Here is a 17,397-nt window from a genome sequence, read left to right on the forward strand (position 1 = left end):
GAACACTTCGCTCGCAATGACGCGGTGAGGCCGTCGGATCATACTAAGGGCATCACCCGCAGCACTACGCCACGGCTACAGTGAGCTGCGCGCCGTCCGCCTGCACGATACGGACGCGGCTGCCGGCCGGCGTGTCCGGGCCCGCCACGCGCCACACCGTGTCGTCGATACGCACGGTGCCGTTGCCACCGACGATCGGCTTCTCCAGGGTGAACTCGCGACCGACCAGGGCCGCCGAGCGGCGGTTGAGGAATGGATTGTCCTGCGACGGCGCCGCGCTCGCCCGCGCGAGGCGCCGCCACAGCGGCACGGCGGCGAGCGCGAACAGCGCGAACAGCAGGATCTGCAGTTGCCATCCCGGCGCAAACGCAAACGACAGCAGCCCGACCAGCAGCGCCGCGAGTCCCAGCCAGAACAGGAAGATGCCCGGCGCGAGCAGCTCCAGCGCCATCAGGATGATGCCGAAGATCAGCCAGTTCCAGGTGCCGAGCGTCACGAACATGTCGCTCATCAGTGTCCTCCCCTGCGTCAAGCCTGCGGCGGCGTCGGCGGTTTCGGCGCCGTCCCCGCTGACGGCACCGAGCCGCCGCGGCGCGCGGCTGCCACGGCCGAAGCCGCGCTCTCGCCGAACGTCGCCTTGGCGATCTCGCCGATGCCGGCGAGCGAGGCCAGCATGCCCGTTGCCTCCAGCGGCAGCATGATCACCTTCTGGTTCGGCGAGTCGGCGAGCTGGCCGAACGCCTTGATGTACTTGTCGGCGATGAAGTAGTTGAGCGCGGCGACGTCGCCCTTGGAGATCGCGTCCGACACCATCTGCGTCGCCTTGGCCTCGGCCTCCGCGGCGCGCTCGCGCGCCTGGGCATCGAGAAAGGCCGATTCGCGGCGGCCCTCGGCCTGCAGGATCTGGCTCTGCTTGGCGCCTTCCGCGCGCAGGATCTCCGACTGCCGCTGGCCCTCGGCCTGCAGGATGTCGGCGCGCTTGACGCGCTCGGCCTTCATCTGCCGGCCCATCGCCTCGACCAGATCGGCTGGCGGCACGATGTCCTTGATCTCGATGCGGTTGACCTTGAGGCCCCATGGCGACACCGCGGCGTCGACGACGCGCAGCAGCCGCTCGTTGATCTCGTCGCGATGCGACAGCACCTGGTCGAGATCCATCGCGCCCATCACCGAGCGGATGTTGGTCATGGTCAGCGTGACGATCGCCTGGTTGAGGTTCGACACCTCGTAGCTCGCCTTGGCGGCGTCGAACACCTGGTAGAAGGCGACGCCGTCGACCGTCACGGTGGCGTTGTCCTTGGTGATGACCTCCTGCTCGGGGATGTCGATCACCTGCTCCATCATGTTGATCTTGCGCCCGATGCGATCGAAGAAGGGCACGATGATGTTGAGGCCCGGCGACAAGGTGCGGGTGTATTTGCCGAACCGTTCGACGGTCCAGTCGAACCCCTGTGGCACGGTCTTCACGCCGGAATACAGCGTGAAGATGACCAGCAGCACCAGCGCTATGGCGAAAATGTCGAAACCGCTCATGGATCCTCCAAGGGAGGAGACGATCGTCCCCTCACCAGCCTCTGCGGCCATCACAATCTAGGGATTACTGCATGATTTGGTCGGGGGTCCGCTAGGCGCGGTTCAGGAAAGTATTTTCGACGGGCGGCCGGCCGTCCGCCTTGCGCCGGCGGGCGGCTCACCTAGCGGGCCGGCAATACCGCCGACGGCTCAGAGCCAGCCTTTTACAACCAGCCCTGCAGCTCGCGCAGCACGAGCTGCCGCAGCACCTCCATGCCGGGCGCGCTGTCGTTCAGGCACGGCACGGCGGAGAACTCCTCGCCGCCATTGTGCTTGAAGATCTCGCAGTTCTCGCCGGAGATCTCCTCCAGCGTCTCCAGGCAGTCGGCGGCAAAGCCGGGCATCACCACGGCGATGCGCTTGACGCCGTCCTTGGCGAGCTTCTCGATGGTCTTGTCGGTATAGGGCTGCAGCCACTCCGAGAAGCCGAAGCGCGACTGGAAGGTCAGCAGCAGCTTGGTGTCGTCCATGCCGAGCCGCTTGCGCAGCAGCTCGGTGGTGGCGACGCACTGCTCGCGATAGGGATCGCCCTTGTCGACATATTCCTTGGGCATGCCGTGGAACGAGGCCACGATCAGCTCGGGCTTGTACGCCAGCGTCTTCAGATGATCCTCGATCGAGACGGCCAGCGCCTCGATGTAGAAGTCGTCGTTGTAATAAGGCGGCGTCACTCGCAGCGTCGGCTGCGCGCGCAGCTCGGTCAGCACACGGAACGCCTCGTCGCACACGGTCGCCGAGGTCGCGGCTGAATATTGCGGATAGAGCGGCACCACCAGGATGCGGTCGCAGCCCTGGGCCATGAGACCATCGACGCCAGCCTTGATCGACGGATTGCCGTAGCGCATCGCCCAGCCGACGATGACGAGGCTGCGGTCGGTCAGGCTCGCGGCCAGCTTCTCGCTCTGCGCGCGGGTGATCGTCTTCAGCGGCGATTCGTTCTTCTCGGTGTTCCAGATCGACTGGTAGTCTTTCGCCTTCTTGCGCGGCCGGACATTGAGGATGATCCCGTTGAGGATGATCTTCCACAACAGGCCCTGGTCCTCGATGACGCGGCGGTCGGACAGGAACTCCTTCAGATACACCCGCACGCCGGCGGCGTCGGCCGTATCCGGCGTCCCGAGATTGACCAGCAGCACGCCGACGCGGGACGTGCTCGCGGACGGCAACGGCCTGACGTCGACAGGCCTGGCATTGTCCAGAGAGATGGCGGCGGTCATGATGCCCGTGACTGCTGAAGGGCGTGGCTTGGCGGCTTGTTTCGACATTGTCAAGATAAGGGCCATTTCACTGTTGTCATCGGGCTGGAGGAGCCATGACGATTGCCGAATTGTGCATTTTCGCCAGCGTAATGCTCTATCTCTTAACGATCGTGCCGGCGAAATGGATCAGCGTCGACGGTGGCGGGCGCTATGACAACGCCCGGCCGCGAGATCCCGCCTTCTACGCCGGCGGCATCCGCGAGCGGGCGCTGGGCGCCCATCAGAACGGCATCGAGGCGTTCCCGTTCTTTGCCGCGGCGGTGCTGCTGGCCGAGTTCCGCGGCGCGCCGCAGAACCTGATCAACGAGCTGTCGGTGCTGTTCGTGATCGTGCGCACCGCCTATGTGCTGACCTACGTCGGCAACCGGCCGTCGCTGCGCTCGATCCTGTGGGCGATCGGGTTTCTGATCACCGTCGCGATCTTCTTCCTGCCCCTGCTGCGCCAATACCTGCCGGTTTGAGCGGGCCCAGTTTCCGGGCGTGAGAAGCGTCACATCTCCATGCCCATCCGGATGCTAACCAAAACGGCCATGCGGCGTCCGTCTGTACGCTTTTTGTTTCTCCTTTGATCCGGTCTGCTGCGGCCAGTTGATTGGATTTGACGGCGAAATTCCCTATAGGCGGAGTGAATTGGACTGCCGCAGCGGCACTGTGAGGCCGCCAGAGGGATCGTGATGACTTTGACCAGCTCGGCCCCCGCGCGCGCGCCGCGCGACCCGGGAAATTACCAGACCGCCCTGCAATCGACGGTGCGGGCGGCCGCGGACTGGCTGATCGCCAACCAGAAGCCCGACGGTCATTGGGTCGGCCGCGCCGAATCCAACGCCTGCATGGAGGCGCAATGGTGCCTGGCGCTGTGGTTCATGGGGCTCGAGGAGCATCCGCTGCGCAAGCGCCTGGGCCAGTCGCTGCTCGACAGCCAGCGCCCGGACGGCGCCTGGCAGGTCTATTTCGGCGCCCCCAATGGCGACATCAACGCGACCGTCGAGGCCTATGCCGCGCTGCGCTCGCTCGGCTTCCGCGACGACGAGCCGCCGGTGCGCCGCGCCCGCGAATGGATCGAAGCCAAGGGGGGCCTGCGCAACATTCGCGTATTCACGCGCTATTGGCTGGCGCTGATCGGCGAATGGCCGTGGGAGAAGACCCCCAACATCCCGCCCGAGGTGATCTGGTTTCCGCTCTGGTTTCCGTTCTCGATCTATAATTTTGCGCAATGGGCACGCGCAACCCTGATGCCGATCGCGGTGCTGTCGGCGCGGCGGCCGAGCCGGCCGCTGCCGCCCGAGAACCGGCTGGACGCGCTGTTTCCACATGGGCGCAACGCGTTCGATTATGACCTGCCGGTCAAGGCCAATGCCGGCGGCTGGGACAGGTTCTTCCGCGGCGCCGACAAGGTGCTGCATGCCCTGCAGAACCTCGGCAACAAGCTCAATCTCGGCCTGTTCCGCCCGGCGGCGACCAGCCGCGTGCTGGAATGGATGATCCGCCACCAGGATTTCGACGGCGCCTGGGGCGGCATCCAGCCGCCCTGGATCTACGGCCTGATGGCGCTCTACGCCGAGGGCTATCCGCTCAATCATCCCGTTCTCGCCAAGGGCCTCGATGCCCTGAACGATCCCGGCTGGCGAGTCGATGTCGGCGACGCCACCTACATCCAGGCGACCAACAGTCCAGTGTGGGACACGATCCTGACGCTGCTCGCCTTCGACGATGCCGGCGTGCTCGGCGATTACCCCGAGGCCGTCGACAAGGCGGTCGACTGGGTGCTCGACCGCCAGGTCCGCGTGCCCGGCGACTGGTCGATGAAGCTACCGCACGTCAAGCCGGGCGGCTGGGCGTTCGAATACGCCAACAACTATTATCCCGACACGGACGACACCGCCGTGGCGTTGATCGCGCTGGCGCCGCTGCGGCATGATCCGAAGTGGCAAGCCAAGGGCATCGACGAGGCGATTCAGCTTGGCGTCGACTGGCTGATCGGCATGCAGAGCCAGGGCGGCGGCTGGGGCGCGTTCGACAAGGACAACAACCAGCAGATCCTGACCAAGATTCCGTTCTGCGACTACGGCGAGGCGCTCGATCCGCCGTCGGTCGACGTCACCGCCCACATCGTCGAGGCGTTCGGCAAGCTCGGCATCTCGCGCAATCATCCGGCCATGGTGCGCGCGCTCGACTACATCCGACGGGAGCAGGAGCCGAGCGGCCCGTGGTTCGGCCGCTGGGGTGTCAACTACGTCTACGGCACCGGCGCGGTGCTGCCGGCGCTGGCCGCGATCGGCGAGGACATGACGCAACCCTATATCGGCCGCGCCTGCGACTGGCTCGTCGCGCATCAGCAGCCGGACGGCGGCTGGGGCGAGAGCTGCGCCTCCTACATGGATGTCAGCGCGGTCGGCCGCGGCACCACCACGGCGTCACAGACGGCGTGGGCGCTGATGGCCCTGCTCGCCGCCAACCGTCCTGATGACAAGGAGGCGATCGAGCGCGGCTGCATGTGGCTGGTCGAGCGCCAGTCGGCCGGCACCTGGGACGAGCCGGAATTCACCGGCACCGGCTTCCCCGGCTACGGCGTCGGCCAGACCATCAAGCTGACCGATCCCTCTTTGCAGGAGCGGCTGATGCAGGGCCCGGAGCTGTCCCGCGCCTTCATGCTCCGCTACGGCATGTACCGCCACTACTTCCCGCTGATGGCCTTGGGCCGCGCGCTGCGGCCACAGGGGCACTAACAACTCATCGCCTCCGCGCGTGCCCGTGAATGCGCCCTCCCCCCTTGTGGGAGAGGGCATGTAGGACAGCGCGCTGCAGGGACTGGCCGCGGCATCGGGGTAAACATAGGGGACGGAAGCGAACAGCTCAGCCGCGCCCGCTCAGAAGCAGGTCGTGCGTTCCGCCGCGATGTAGCCCAGCAACAAGCCCGCGCCGAACAGCAGCACCAGACCGGCGGCGCCGAATTCCAGGCCGCGCATGATCAGGGCGCCGCCGCCCTCGCGGCCGGCGCTGAGCCGGCGCGCGACGTCCTTGGCGGCGACGGCGAGCACCGCGATGGTCGCGACGGTCACCGCCGTGCCCATGCCCATCACGAAGGTCGCGGCGACGCCGGCCCAGAACATGCCCTGGGCCAAGGCGAACACCAGCACGAGGATCGCGCCCGAGCACGGGCGGATGCCGGCGGCGAAGATCGCCTGAAAGCCGCGCTGCCAGCCGCCGGGACCGGCGAGTTCGCTCGGCGCGGGCCCGTGGGAATGGCCGCAACCGCAATCATCGCCGTGAACGTGATCGTGGTGGACGTGATCGTGAGCGGCGGAACCATGCGCCGCCGCAGCATGGGCGTGCGCATGATCGTGGTGATGATGATCGTGGCCGTGGTGGTCGTGACCATGATGGTCATGACCGTGATGATCATGATGAGGCGCGCGATGCTGGTGATCATGCGCATGGCTATGATCATGGGTCGACGGCGCAACCGCGGCCGCGGGTGCACTGGCGAGCGCCAATGCCGGCGCCGCCGGCTGCCAGGTGCGCAGGAACGCCGCGCCCTTGACCCAGACCAGGCGCGCGCCGAGCAGCGCGATCAGCCCGTAGCTCGCGATCTCCACCACCTTCTCGGCGCTGCACATCGTGGCCGCGGTGGCATTGAGCACCACGGCGCCGATGCCGACGATGACGACCGCGACCAGCGCCTGCATCAGGCCCGAGGCGAACGACAGCACGATGCCGCGCTTCGCCGTCTCCTGGTTGGCGACGAGATAGGACGCGATCACCGCCTTGCCGTGGCCGGGGCCCGCAGCATGAAAGATGCCGTAGGCGAACGAGATCGCCAGCAGCCACCACACCGCCGAGCCATCTTGCTTGGCCGAGCGGATCGCTCCCGACATCTGCCGGTAGAACTCCGACTGCTTGGCGAGCAGCCAGCCGACGATGCCGCCGACCTGCGGCTCGGCCGGCGCGCCGAACGGCGATTTGGCGAGCAGCACATGCGAGGCGGCGTCGGCGGCCAAGAGCGCGGAAACGAGCGCGGCGACGATCGCGGCGCAGGTGAGGAGCGGTCGGGCAGAGCTGGGGCGAGGCGTCATGGACATTCCACTGAGATCTTGTTGGCGAAATTCATTCCGAAATTGGCGTTCGCCCCGCCGCTCAGGAATGTCTGTTCGTTCATGGTCTGCGCGACGGAGCCGCCGTCGCTCGGTCTCACCAGGCCGAACTTGCAGCCCGAGGGAGCGCTGACCAGCGTGACGGGATCCTTCTCCGCCATCTGGAAATCGATGAAATAGCTGGGATCGTAGACCTCGACTTGGAGCTGCTTCGTCTTCACCGGCGCCTTCAGCGGCAGGGTGAAGTGCAGGGTCAGCTTGGTGTCCTTGTATTCGAGGTAATAGTCGACCGGGTCCTCGAGCTTCTGCTTGCGCCCGTCGGCCTTGAGGAAGGTGAAGTAGGCATATTCCTTCAGCGACTCGGCGTTGGTCTGCGCCAACGGCGCCAGCTCCTCGCGGGTGTAGACGCCCTTCTGCTTGGTCTCGAGGCCCTGCAGCGCATAGGTCGCGAACATGTCGTCGAAGGTCCAGGCGTGCCGCACGCCGGTCACCGAGCCATCGGCCGCATAGAGCAGCTGGCTGGTCGCGGTGACCCAGACATGCGGATGGGCGTGGGCCGCGCTCGCGCCAAGCACGAGCGCCAGCGCGGCGAAAAGAGTGCGCAGCATCGTCATCACCTCAGGCCCGTCTCAAGCCGCCTTGGCAACGTCGAGCAGGCCGCGCCGGCGCAGCAGCGCGTCGGGCTCGGGCTCGCGGCCGCGGAAGGCGATGTAGGCCGCTTCCGGATCGAGCGAGCCGCCGGAGGCGTAGACATTGTCGTGGAGCCGCTTGGCGACCGCCGGATCGAAGATGTTGCCGGCTTCCTCGAAGGCACCGAAGGCATCCGCATCCATCACCTCCGACCACATGTAGCTGTAATAGCCCGCCGCATAATGGTCTCCCGAGAAGATGTGGCCGAATTGGGTCGGCCGGTGGCGCAGCGCGATCTCCCGGGGCATGCCGATCTTGTCCAGCTCGGCCTTTTCGAACGCGCGGACATCCTGCGAAGCCGCCGCCGGCTGGGTGTGGAACTCGAGATCGATCAGCGCCGAGGAGACAAACTCCACGGTGGCAAAGCCCTGGTTGAAGCGACGTGCCGCCAGGAAGCGCTCGAGCAAATCCTGCGGCAGCGCCTCGCCGGTCTGGTAGTGGCGCGCGAAGGTCTGCAGCACCTCGGGTCGCTCCTGCCAGTGCTCGTAGAGCTGCGACGGCAGCTCGACGAAATCGGTGAACACCGAGGTGCCCGACAGCGACGGATAGGTCACGTTGGACAGGATGCCGTGCAGGCCGTGGCCGAACTCGTGGAACAGCGTGCGCGCATCATCCGGCGACAGCAGCGACGGCTGGCCGTCGGCGCCCTTGGCGAAATTGCAGACGTTGATGATCAAGGGCGCGGTGTCGCCGTCGAGCTTCTGCTGGTCGCGCAGCGAGGTCATCCAGGCGCCGGAGCGCTTCGACGAGCGGGCAAAGTAGTCGCCATAGAACAGCGCCTTGTGGCGGCCTCCCGCGTCCTTGATCTCCCAGACCCGGACGTCCGGATGCCAGACCGGGATGTCCTTGCGCTCGGCGAAGGTGATGCCGAACAGCCGGGTGGCGCAATCGAAGGCGGCCGCGATCATGTTGTCGAGCGAGAGATACGGCTTGATCGCGGCGTCGTCGAAGTTGGCCTTCGCCTGGCGCAGCTTCTCGGCGTAATAGCGCCAGTCCCAGGCCTCGAGCTTGAAGTTGCCGCCCTCCGCCGTGATCATCTCCTGCAGCTGGTCGCGATCGGCCAGCGCCTTGGCGCGCGCCGGCTTCCAGACGCGCTCCAGCAGCCCGCGCACGGCCTCCGGCGTCTTCGCCATGGAATCCTCGAGGCGATAGGCGGCGAAGTTGGGAAAGCCCATGATCCTGGCGGCCTGCTCGCGCAAGGACAGGATCTCGCCGATGACGGCGTTGTTGTCGTTGGAATTGCCATTGTCGCCCCGCGCGGTGAAGGCCTTGAACACCTTCTCGCGCAGGTCGCGCCTGCCTGAGCTCTGCAGGAACGGCTCGACCGACGAGCGCGACAGGGTCACGATCGCCTTGCCGGGCATGCCGCGCTCATCCGCCGCAGCCTTGGCGGCAGCCACGAAGCTCTCGGACAGGCCGGCGCGGTCGTCCTCGCCGAGCTCGAGGTACCAGTCCTGCTCGTCGCCGAGCACATGGTGGCTGAAGGTGGTGCCGAGCTGGGCGAGCTTCTCGTTGATCTCGGCCATCCGCACCTTGTCGTCGTCCGAGAGGCCGGCGCCGGCACGGCGGAAGCGGGTATAGGTGCGCTCCAGCAGCCGCTGCTCCTCGCCGGTGAGCTTGAGGTCCTTGCGGTTGTCGTAGAGCAGCGCGATGCGGCCAAACAGCACGGCATTCATCATGATCGGGTTCCAGTGCCGCGCCATCCGCAGCGACACGTCCTTGTCGATCTCCAGAATCGCCGGGTTCGAATGCGCCGACACCAGATCGTAGAAGACAGCCGCGACCTTCGACAGCAGCTTGCCCGAGCGCTCCAGCGCCGTGATGGTGTTGGCGAAGTCCGGCTCGGCCGGATCATGGGTAATCGCGGTGATTTCGGCGGCGTGGTCGGCGAAGGCGCGCTCGAAGGCCGGCAGGAAGTGCTCGGGTTTGATCGCGTCGAAGGGCGGTGTCTGGTGCGGGGTCTCCCAGGCCACGAGCAGCGGATTGGTCTGGGCGTCGATCACAGCGGTGGTGTCTGACATCGGCTGGGGTCCGTCCTCTCCCGGAAGTTCGATGCGCCCCTCATATCATGGAGCTGGCTCTTTTTGGGTCATTTCCCCTTGAAGGGCCGGGCCTTTTCGGAGAGATTGCGGCCCGCAACAGGACCCTGGACCATGAACGCAGAGACCACCTCCAAAGCCGGCCGCCAGATCGCCTGGCCGACCGTGATCACCGTCATCTCGGCGGCGATCCTGATCGGTGCCGAAGTGTTCGGTGCGGCCTTCGCCGGCGGCTGGGCGCTCGCGATTCTGTTCGGGCTCGGCGACGGCGGCGCGCACATCGTTCAGGCCGTGCTGTTCGCGATCGGCGTGTTCGTGATGATCGGCTTCATCCGCGGCGCGCAGCGCATCGAGCCGTTCACCAGGCGCGCGTAAACAGCGTAAAAACACTGTCCTGCAAGCGTGAGCGCGTTACGAAAGTTTAAGCTCGCTTAACGTTCGTTCAGAGATCAGCGCAGCATGTGTGTCGCGTAAGCACAGATTAGGGAAATCTTTCCCGGCGCCCAAAAATTCCTTGCGAACGAAATTCAAAACGCTTATTTCCGCTTCTGCCCAATTTCGCACGTGCCTGTGGTCGTGTGTCAGTCGGTAGGTATCCGGACAAGAGGCCGGACAGCCGCCAAGGGATGAGGAACCGAGGGGCCCTCGGATCGTTGCGATCAAGATCACCATGATCGAGATCGTCATGCTCCAGAGCCCAGCATCTCTCTCAAGAGATGCCGCTGAAGGTCACCTCGTCTTTTGCAACCGTGACTGGCAGCCGGAGGCGAACCGGCGCACCCCGCTCTCAACGGGGGACGCGACTTAAAGCAACGACGGATCGGGCTTTTTTGGTCTCTACCGGCAGTCCAAAGCCGGCGCGGGCTACTGAAAAGGCTTGTCCTTCATTGCCAGGTGTGCGGGCGGGAAATTCCCAACCAATCCACGGCAGCACAATTCGGCTACGGGTTCGAGGTTTTGTCGCCTTTCCATCGGGCGGCAACGCCAAGGCACCCGTGTCGGGATCATTTTGAACGGGTCTCCGTCGCTGGGGCCGTTTGGAGGGTGCTATGACCGAACGTATCCGGGAATTCCTGCGCAACCGCCGCGAGGAAGGTCTGGACCACGAGCCCTGTCTCGTCGTCGACCTCGAGATCGTGCGCGACAACTACATGAGCTTCGCTCGCGCGCTGCCGGACAGCCGCGTGTTCTATGCGGTCAAGGCCAACCCGGCGCCGGAAGTGCTGTCGCTGCTCGCCTCGCTCGGCTCGTCCTTCGACACGGCGACGGTCGCCGAGATCGAGATGGCGCTCGCCGCCGGCGCGACGCCTGACCGCATCTCCTATGGCAACACCATTAAGAAGGAGCGGGACATCGCGCGCGCCTATGCGCTCGGCATCCGCCTGTTCGCGGTCGACTGCGCCGCCGAGGTCGAGAAGATCGCGCGCGCAGCGCCCGGCGCCAAGGTGTTCTGCCGCATCCTGTACGATTGCGCCGGCGCCGAATGGCCGCTGTCGCGCAAGTTCGGCTGCGATCCGGAGATGGCGGTCGAGGTGCTGGACCTGGCCAAGCGGCTGGGCCTGGAGCCGTGCGGCATCTCGTTCCATGTCGGCTCGCAGCAGCGCAAGGTGAAGGCGTGGGACCGCGCGCTGGCGATGGCCTCGACGGTGTTCCGCGACTGCGCCGAGCGCGGCATCAACCTGACCATGGTCAACATGGGCGGGGGCTTCCCGACCAAGTACCTGAAGGACGTGCCGCCGGTCGTGCAGTACGGCCGCTCGATCTTCCGCGCGCTGCGCAAGCATTTCGGCAACCAGATCCCGGAGACGATCATCGAGCCGGGCCGTGGCATGGTCGGCAACGCGGGGATCATCGAGTCGGAAGTGGTGCTGATCTCGAAGAAGAGCGACGAGGACGAGCTGCGCTGGGTCTATCTCGACATCGGCAAGTTCGGCGGCCTCGCCGAGACGATGGACGAGTCGATCCGCTACGCGATCCGCACCCCGCATGAGGGCGCGGAGATGACCCCGTGCGTGCTCGCCGGCCCGACCTGCGATTCGGCCGACGTGATGTACGAGAAGCTGCCGTATCCGCTGCCGGTGACGCTTTCGATCGGCGACAAGGTGCTGATCGAGGGGACCGGGGCCTATACGTCGACCTATGCGTCGGTGGCCTTCAACGGCATCCCCCCGCTGAAGACCTATCACATCTGACCTGGCTGCCCTCGCCACCCGAGCGCGGGTGAGACCGGCAAGAGCCTCGGGTGGGGCTTTCCCCACCCCGACCCTCCCCCGCAAGCGGGGGAGGGAGCGATAGACCGTCACCTTCAACCTGACATCACGTGTTTGCGCGCGGGCGAAGGCTTGCCGCGCAGGCCGAGGACTGACGTGCCATGACCGCTTTTCGCATCCCTTCGACTGCGCCCTCTCGGACTGCCGCTCCGTTCGTGATCCGCAGCGAACGTGCCTCCGACGTCGCGGCGCGCGAGACGCTGCTCGACCTGTGCTTTGGCGACAACCGCCATGAGCGCACCTGCCAGCGCCTGCGCGACGGACGCGTGCCCGCCGCGGGCCTCGCTTTGTCGGCGGTGCGCGGCGGCGCGCTGGTGGGAACGCTGCGGTTGTGGCACGTCAGCGCCGGCGGACGCGACGCGCTGATGCTGGGGCCGCTGGCGGTCGCGGCCGAGGCGCGCAGCCTCGGCGTTGGCGCTGCGCTGATGAATGCCGCGCTGATGATCGCGGCGTCGCGCGGCCATGGCGCCGTGATCCTGCTCGGCGATGCGCCCTATTACGCCCGCTTCGGCTTCTCGGTCGCGCAGACCGCCGCGCTGGAGCTGCCCGGCTCGTTCGCGCGCGAGCGCCTGCTCGGGCTCGAACTGGTCGAAGGCGCGCTGGACGGCGCGTCGGGCATGATCGTCGCGACCGGCGCTGCCGAACGCAAGGCCCGCCGCTCGCGTCGCGAGCGGCCGATGCGATGCGCAGCGTGAAGGCCAGGGCGGCGACAGCGCCGCAGCGGCGGACACTGCTACCGTCGCTCCTGCTGATCCTGCTCGGGATCATGATCGTCCGCGACATCGTGGTCAGGCGCTGGTCCAGCACGCCGCCCGCCGGACCTGACGTCACCCGCCCGCGTTAGGCATGCCGGCAGGCCGCGTCCTGCCCGCCCCGCCAGGGGTTGCGCAGGTGCAGCAAAAGCTCTTTAACCCCCGAAAATCCCCCCACGAGGTCCGCCATGTCCCGCCGCCTGATCTCTACCGGATCACCGTTCGAGAAGACCGCCGGCTACAGCCGCGCCGTCATCGATGGCGACTTCGCCTTCGTCGCCGGCACCACCGGCTATGACTACACCACCATGACGATGCCGGCCGATGTCACGAGCCAGTCACGCAACTGCTTCAAGACCATCGCCGCTGCCCTGCAGGAGGGCGGCTTCGAGATGGCCGATATCGTCCGCGCGACCTACTACCTCACCGACGTCAACGACGCCGATGCCCATTTTGCGGTCTGCGGCGAAGTCCTCGGCGACATCCGCCCCGCCGCAACGCTGCTGGTCGTCGCGGCGCTGCTCAAGCCGGAGATGAAGGTGGAAATCGAAGTCACCGCCAAGCGCCGCAGCCGCTAACGCGGCGCGGCATCCGAGGGCGGCGCGCCGCCTGAATCCATCCATCCCACGCACCTTTCGCGGAGAACCATTCATGAGCTCGCAGATCCACGCGAAGATCACCGGCCCCATCGTGATGATCGGCTTCGGCTCGATCGGCAAGGGCACCCTGCCCCTGATCGAACGCCATTTCGACTACGACAAGAGCCGCTTCGTCATCATCGATCCGCATGACGACGGCGCGCTGGCGAAGAAGCACGGCGTCCGCTTCATCCAGCAGGGCGTGACCCGCGACAATTACCGCGAGCTGCTGGTGCCGTTGCTGACCGCGGGCGGCGGCCAGGGCTTCTGCGTGAACCTGTCGGTCGACACCTCCTCGGTCGACCTCATGACCATGTGCCGCGAGATCGGCGCGCTCTACATCGACACCGTCGTCGAGCCGTGGGCCGGCTTCTATTTCGACAAGCAGATGGGCGTCGAGCAGCGCTCCAACTACGCGCTGCGCGAGACGCTGCTCGCCGCCCGCCGCAAGAGCCCCGGCGGCACCACCGCCGTCTCGACCTGCGGCGCCAATCCCGGCATGGTGTCCTGGTTCGTCAAGCAGGCGCTGCTCGACATCGCCAAGGACACCAAGACCGAGATCGTCGAGCCGAAGAGCCGCGAGGGCTGGGCGCAGCTGATGCAGAAACTCGGCGTCAAGGGCGTCCACATCGCGGAGCGTGACACGCAGCGCTCCAGGAATCCGAAGCCGATGGACGTGTTCGTCAACACCTGGTCGGTCGAGGGCTTCGTCTCGGAGGGCATGCAGCCGGCCGAGCTCGGCTGGGGCACGCACGAGACATGGATGCCGGAGAACGGCCGCCGCCACAGCGAAGGCTGCGGTGCCGCGATCTATCTGCTGCAGCCGGGCGCCAATACCCGCGTGCGCTCGTGGTGTCCAACGCCGGGCGCGCAATACGGCTTCCTGGTGACCCACAACGAGTCGATCTCGATCGCCGACTACTACACCGTGCGCGACGGCGACAAGGTGGTGTACCGCCCGACCTGCCACTACGCCTATCACCCGGCCAATGACGCGGTGCTGTCGCTACACGAGATCTTCGGCGCCACCGGCAAGATGCAGGGGAAGTGGCACATCCTCGACGAGAACGAGATCGTCGACGGCATCGACGAACTCGGCGTGCTGCTCTACGGCCACGGCAAGAACGCCTATTGGTACGGCTCGCAGCTCTCGATCGAGGAGACCCGCCGCATCGCGCCGTACCAGAACGCGACCGGCATGCAGGTGTCATCCGCCGTGCTCGCCGGCATGGTGTGGGCGCTGGAAAACCCGACCGCCGGCATCGTCGAGGCCGACGAGATGGACTTCCGCCGCTGCCTCGAGATCCAGTCGCCCTATCTCGGCCCGGTGAAGGGCTACTACACGGATTGGACCCCGCTGAACGACCGCCCGGGGCTTTTCCCGGAGGATATCGACACGTCCGATCCGTGGCAGTTCCGCAACATCCTGGTGCGGTGACTGGCTGGGCCGCACTCTCTCCTCCGTCATGGCCGGGCTTGACCTGGCCATCCACGAAGCCGCGCAGTTGAACGACGTGGATGCCCGGGGCAAGCCCGGGCATGACGACGTGGAAGCAGCACGCGAACTCTCTCGCGCTCTGCCGTTGCTACAGCGAGCTACTTCCGCTCCATCGTCGGCGCGATCTTCTCGGCCGGGGCCGGCGGCAGCGCCGGCTTGGCGCCTTCCTTTTGAGCTTCCACGTCAGGGCGCGCGGGCTCTGGCGCCGGCGTCGTCGGGCGCGTGCCGCCGGGCTTGGACTCGGCCGGGGTCGCTGACGGTTCAGGCGAGGCCGAGGGCGTCGCCTGCGCAACCTGGTCGAGGTGATTGGCCTTGATCTCGGTCAGCGAGACCACGGCCACGAGCACGCCGAGGACGAACAGGCCCGCCGCCAGCAGCATGTCCCGGCGCAACGTCTGTTTGCTGTTGATCGAGGCCATGGCTTGTCATCCGCATCCTATGTGTGCGGAACAACGGTCACGCGCCTGCGAGGTTCCATCGGGGTCTGCGCCCCAGTGCCTCATCAGAGCCGCAGCAGCCCGGCCTCGCCGCTTTCATCGGAGAAAGCGAGCCACGTTCCCGCGGCATTCCAGCCCAGCGCCACGATCGGCGGCGTCTCGTTCCGCCGCACCAGGATCTCGGCGCCGTCCTGCATCCGCACCATCAGCACGGTGCCGTCCTCGTAGCCGCAGGCCAGGATGTCCTGCTTGGGATGGCAGGCGACCGCGGTGACCTTGGCCTTCATCGGCGCCAGCATCGCCGGCTCCTTGCCCATCGGGCCGTCCTTGCCGACGAACGGCCAGAGGATGACCATGTCGGCACCCGAGGTCGCCAGGAAACGGCCGCCGCTGCCCCAGGACATCGACTTCACCCGCGAGGGGTAGCCGGTCATCCGCATGTGCCTGCTATCAGCGAGCCGCCAGCCATGCAGCGCCGGCTCGTGCATCGCGGTGACCAGGAACTTGTTGTCCGGGCTGAAGGTGACGGCGTGATGCGAGCCGGCCCAGCCTAAAAATTCCGGCTCGCCCGCCATGTTGGGAAACCACAAGGTGGCGCCGTTGTAGTGCGCGATCGCGAGCCGCAGGCCCTTCGGCGCGAACGCAAGTCCGCCCGCGGTCGACGGCACCTCGAGCGACTTCTCCTCGCCCTTGGGCTGACGCACGAACGCGGTCTTGCCGACCGACCAGGCGATCGCACCGTCCGGATGAAGGGCGACGTTGTCGATCCAGCGCCGCTTCGGATCGGTCACGAGCACGCTGACGCTGCCCGCCTTGTCGAGCGACGAGACCTTGCCGTCATCGCCGCCGATCAGGATGCGCGATCCGTCCGACACCGCCGACAGGATGCCGCCGCCGGTGACATCCACCTTGCTGATCTCGCCGTCGCCGTCGACGACAGCGACACTCTCCTCGGTGCCGACGAAGGCGGCGCGATCGCCGAGATAGTGCACGGCCGTGACGGCCATGCCGAGCGAGACCGGCTTCACCTTGTCGGCGACGGAGACGATCGATGCGGCCTCGCCGCCCTGGTCGAACGACGTCATCAGGTCACGATGCAGCGTTCGAAGCCTTCGCGGATGGCGTCTTCCGGCAGCTCGCGGCCGATGAAGACGACGCGGCTCTGGCGCGCCTCGTCGGGCTTCCACTTCCGCTGATGATCGCCTTCGAGCATCATGTGCACGCCCTGGAAGACGTAGCGGTCGTCATCGTCCTGGAACGACAGGATGCCCTTGGAGCGCAGGATCTTGCCGCCCTCGGTCTGCACCAGGTTCTGCAGCCAGGGCATGAATTTCGACGGATCGAGCGGCTTGTCGGAGCGCAGCGACAGCGACTGCATCTCCTCGTCGTGATAGTGCTTCAGGCCGTGATCGTGATGATGATGGTGATCATGGCCGTGGTCGTGATCATGGTGGTGATGATCGTGATCGTCGCCCGCTTCGAGGAATTGCGGCTCGATCTCGAGAATGCGGTCGAGATCGAACGCGCCGCGCTCCAGCACATCCGCGATCGCGATCTGGCAGCGCTCGGTGCGATGCAGCTTTGCGTAGGGGTTGATGGCGCGGATGCGCGCCTCGACCTCGGCGAGCTCCGGCTTGGTGACGAGGTCTGTCTTGTTGAGCACGATGACGTCGGCAAACGCGATCTGGTTCTTCGCCTCCGGCGCATCCTTGAGCCGGTCCGAGAGCCACTTCGCGTCGGCCACCGTCACGACCGCGTCGAGCCGCGCGTTCTTCTGCACGTCCTCGTCGACGAAGAAGGTCTGCGCCACCGGCGCCGGATCGGCGAGCCCCGTGGTCTCGACGATGATCGCGTCGAACTTGCCCTTGCGGCGCATCAGGCCGGAGATGATGCGCACGAGATCGCCGCGCACGGTGCAGCAGATGCAGCCATTGTTCATCTCGAACACTTCCTCATCGGCGCCGACGATGAGGTCGTTGTCGATGCCGATCTCGCCGAATTCGTTGACGATGACGGCGTACTTCTTGCCGTGGTCTTCCGAGAGGATGCGGTTCAGAAGCGTGGTCTTGCCGGCCCCGAGATAGCCGGTCAGGACCGTCACTGGTGTCTTGCTCGCGTCGGACATGCTCACTCCGAAAACCTCAGATCGCG

At 66.3% G+C, this 17,397-nt stretch carries 17 protein-coding genes; 8 read left to right on the forward strand and 9 right to left on the reverse strand.

The window, feature by feature from the left end:
• Positions 1–64: 64 nt before the first annotated feature.
• From QX041_RS32230 to hemH, 3 genes are all read right to left on the reverse strand, one after another.
• Positions 65–511 carry an NfeD family protein gene (locus QX041_RS32230; RefSeq protein WP_316167876.1) on the reverse strand — a complete coding sequence of 149 codons (447 nt, stop codon included), beginning with the start codon at positions 509–511 and terminating at the stop codon, positions 65–67.
• 17 nt (positions 512–528) lie between these two features.
• Positions 529–1,533 carry an SPFH domain-containing protein gene (locus QX041_RS32235; RefSeq protein WP_315716547.1) on the reverse strand — a complete coding sequence of 335 codons (1,005 nt, stop codon included), beginning with the start codon at positions 1,531–1,533 and terminating at the stop codon, positions 529–531.
• Positions 1,534–1,736: 203 nt separating this feature from the next.
• On the reverse strand, positions 1,737–2,789 hold the full coding sequence (gene hemH, locus QX041_RS32240) for a ferrochelatase (RefSeq protein ID WP_316167877.1): 1,053 nt from the start codon (positions 2,787–2,789) through the stop codon (positions 1,737–1,739).
• A gap of 95 nt (positions 2,790–2,884) precedes the next feature.
• Here hemH and QX041_RS32245 point away from each other — a divergent pair, with 95 nt between their 5' ends.
• Both QX041_RS32245 and shc read left to right on the forward strand, forming a co-directional pair.
• Positions 2,885–3,292, forward strand: coding sequence for an MAPEG family protein (locus tag QX041_RS32245; RefSeq protein ID WP_315716545.1), 408 nt, complete (start codon positions 2,885–2,887; stop codon positions 3,290–3,292).
• Positions 3,293–3,505: 213 nt separating this feature from the next.
• On the forward strand, positions 3,506–5,557 hold the full coding sequence (gene shc, locus QX041_RS32250; protein ID WP_316167878.1) for a squalene--hopene cyclase: 2,052 nt from the start codon (positions 3,506–3,508) through the stop codon (positions 5,555–5,557).
• A gap of 141 nt (positions 5,558–5,698) precedes the next feature.
• On the opposite strand, the gene QX041_RS32255 is transcribed toward shc, so the two are convergent.
• Genes QX041_RS32255 through QX041_RS32265 form a run of 3 tightly spaced genes read right to left on the reverse strand, consistent with a single transcriptional unit; the run spans position 5,699 to position 9,633 of the window.
• Positions 5,699–6,904: a nickel/cobalt transporter gene (locus tag QX041_RS32255; protein WP_316167880.1), complete on the reverse strand. Its 1,206-nt coding sequence runs from the start codon at positions 6,902–6,904 to the stop codon at positions 5,699–5,701.
• Positions 6,901–7,530, reverse strand: a complete 630-nt coding sequence (locus QX041_RS32260; protein ID WP_410051235.1) for a DUF1007 family protein — start codon at positions 7,528–7,530, stop codon at positions 6,901–6,903. Before QX041_RS32260 ends, QX041_RS32255 begins: the two co-directional genes overlap by 4 nt.
• A 21-nt stretch (positions 7,531–7,551) precedes the next feature.
• Positions 7,552–9,633, reverse strand: coding sequence for a M3 family metallopeptidase (locus QX041_RS32265; RefSeq protein ID WP_316167883.1), 2,082 nt, complete (start codon positions 9,631–9,633; stop codon positions 7,552–7,554).
• 132 nt (positions 9,634–9,765) lie between these two features.
• Between QX041_RS32265 and QX041_RS32270 the strand changes: the two genes are divergently transcribed.
• From QX041_RS32270 to QX041_RS32295, 6 genes are all read left to right on the forward strand, one after another.
• The gene (locus QX041_RS32270; protein WP_315716541.1) at positions 9,766–10,026 is read left to right on the forward strand and encodes a hypothetical protein; all 261 of its coding nucleotides are present in this window, start codon (positions 9,766–9,768) and stop codon (positions 10,024–10,026) included.
• Positions 10,027–10,700: 674 nt separating this feature from the next.
• A complete protein-coding gene (locus tag QX041_RS32275) occupies positions 10,701–11,843 on the forward strand; it encodes a type III PLP-dependent enzyme (protein WP_315716540.1) in 1,143 nt (380 codons plus the stop codon).
• A 179-nt stretch (positions 11,844–12,022) separates the two neighbouring features.
• Positions 12,023–12,616 (forward strand): N-acetyltransferase, encoded by a 594-nt coding sequence (locus QX041_RS32280; RefSeq protein WP_316167884.1) that lies wholly within the window; start codon positions 12,023–12,025, stop codon positions 12,614–12,616.
• On the forward strand, positions 12,604–12,765 hold the full coding sequence (locus QX041_RS32285; RefSeq protein WP_316167885.1) for a hypothetical protein: 162 nt from the start codon (positions 12,604–12,606) through the stop codon (positions 12,763–12,765). The genes QX041_RS32280 and QX041_RS32285 overlap by 13 nt, the downstream gene beginning before the upstream one ends.
• Before the next feature lie 96 nt (positions 12,766–12,861).
• Positions 12,862–13,251 (forward strand): RidA family protein, encoded by a 390-nt coding sequence (locus QX041_RS32290; RefSeq protein ID WP_315716538.1) that lies wholly within the window; start codon positions 12,862–12,864, stop codon positions 13,249–13,251.
• Positions 13,252–13,324: 73 nt separating this feature from the next.
• Positions 13,325–14,749, forward strand: coding sequence for a homospermidine synthase (locus QX041_RS32295; RefSeq protein ID WP_315716537.1), 1,425 nt, complete (start codon positions 13,325–13,327; stop codon positions 14,747–14,749).
• Positions 14,750–14,907: 158 nt separating this feature from the next.
• Here QX041_RS32295 and QX041_RS32300 read toward each other — a convergent pair whose 3' ends face one another.
• The 3 genes from QX041_RS32300 to QX041_RS32310 all read right to left on the reverse strand — a co-directional run bounded on the left by QX041_RS32300 (position 14,908) and on the right by QX041_RS32310 (position 17,371).
• Positions 14,908–15,228 carry a hypothetical protein gene (locus QX041_RS32300; RefSeq protein WP_315716536.1) on the reverse strand — a complete coding sequence of 107 codons (321 nt, stop codon included), beginning with the start codon at positions 15,226–15,228 and terminating at the stop codon, positions 14,908–14,910.
• Positions 15,229–15,311: 83 nt separating this feature from the next.
• On the reverse strand, positions 15,312–16,331 hold the full coding sequence (locus QX041_RS32305) for a WD40 repeat domain-containing protein (protein ID WP_316167886.1): 1,020 nt from the start codon (positions 16,329–16,331) through the stop codon (positions 15,312–15,314).
• The gene (locus tag QX041_RS32310; protein ID WP_409977974.1) at positions 16,331–17,371 is read right to left on the reverse strand and encodes a CobW family GTP-binding protein; all 1,041 of its coding nucleotides are present in this window, start codon (positions 17,369–17,371) and stop codon (positions 16,331–16,333) included. Before QX041_RS32310 ends, QX041_RS32305 begins: the two co-directional genes overlap by 1 nt.
• Positions 17,372–17,397 lie beyond the last annotated feature (26 nt).

The organism is Bradyrhizobium sp. SZCCHNRI2009 (assembly GCF_032485115.1).
Classification (GTDB): Bacteria; Pseudomonadota; Alphaproteobacteria; order Rhizobiales; family Xanthobacteraceae; genus Bradyrhizobium.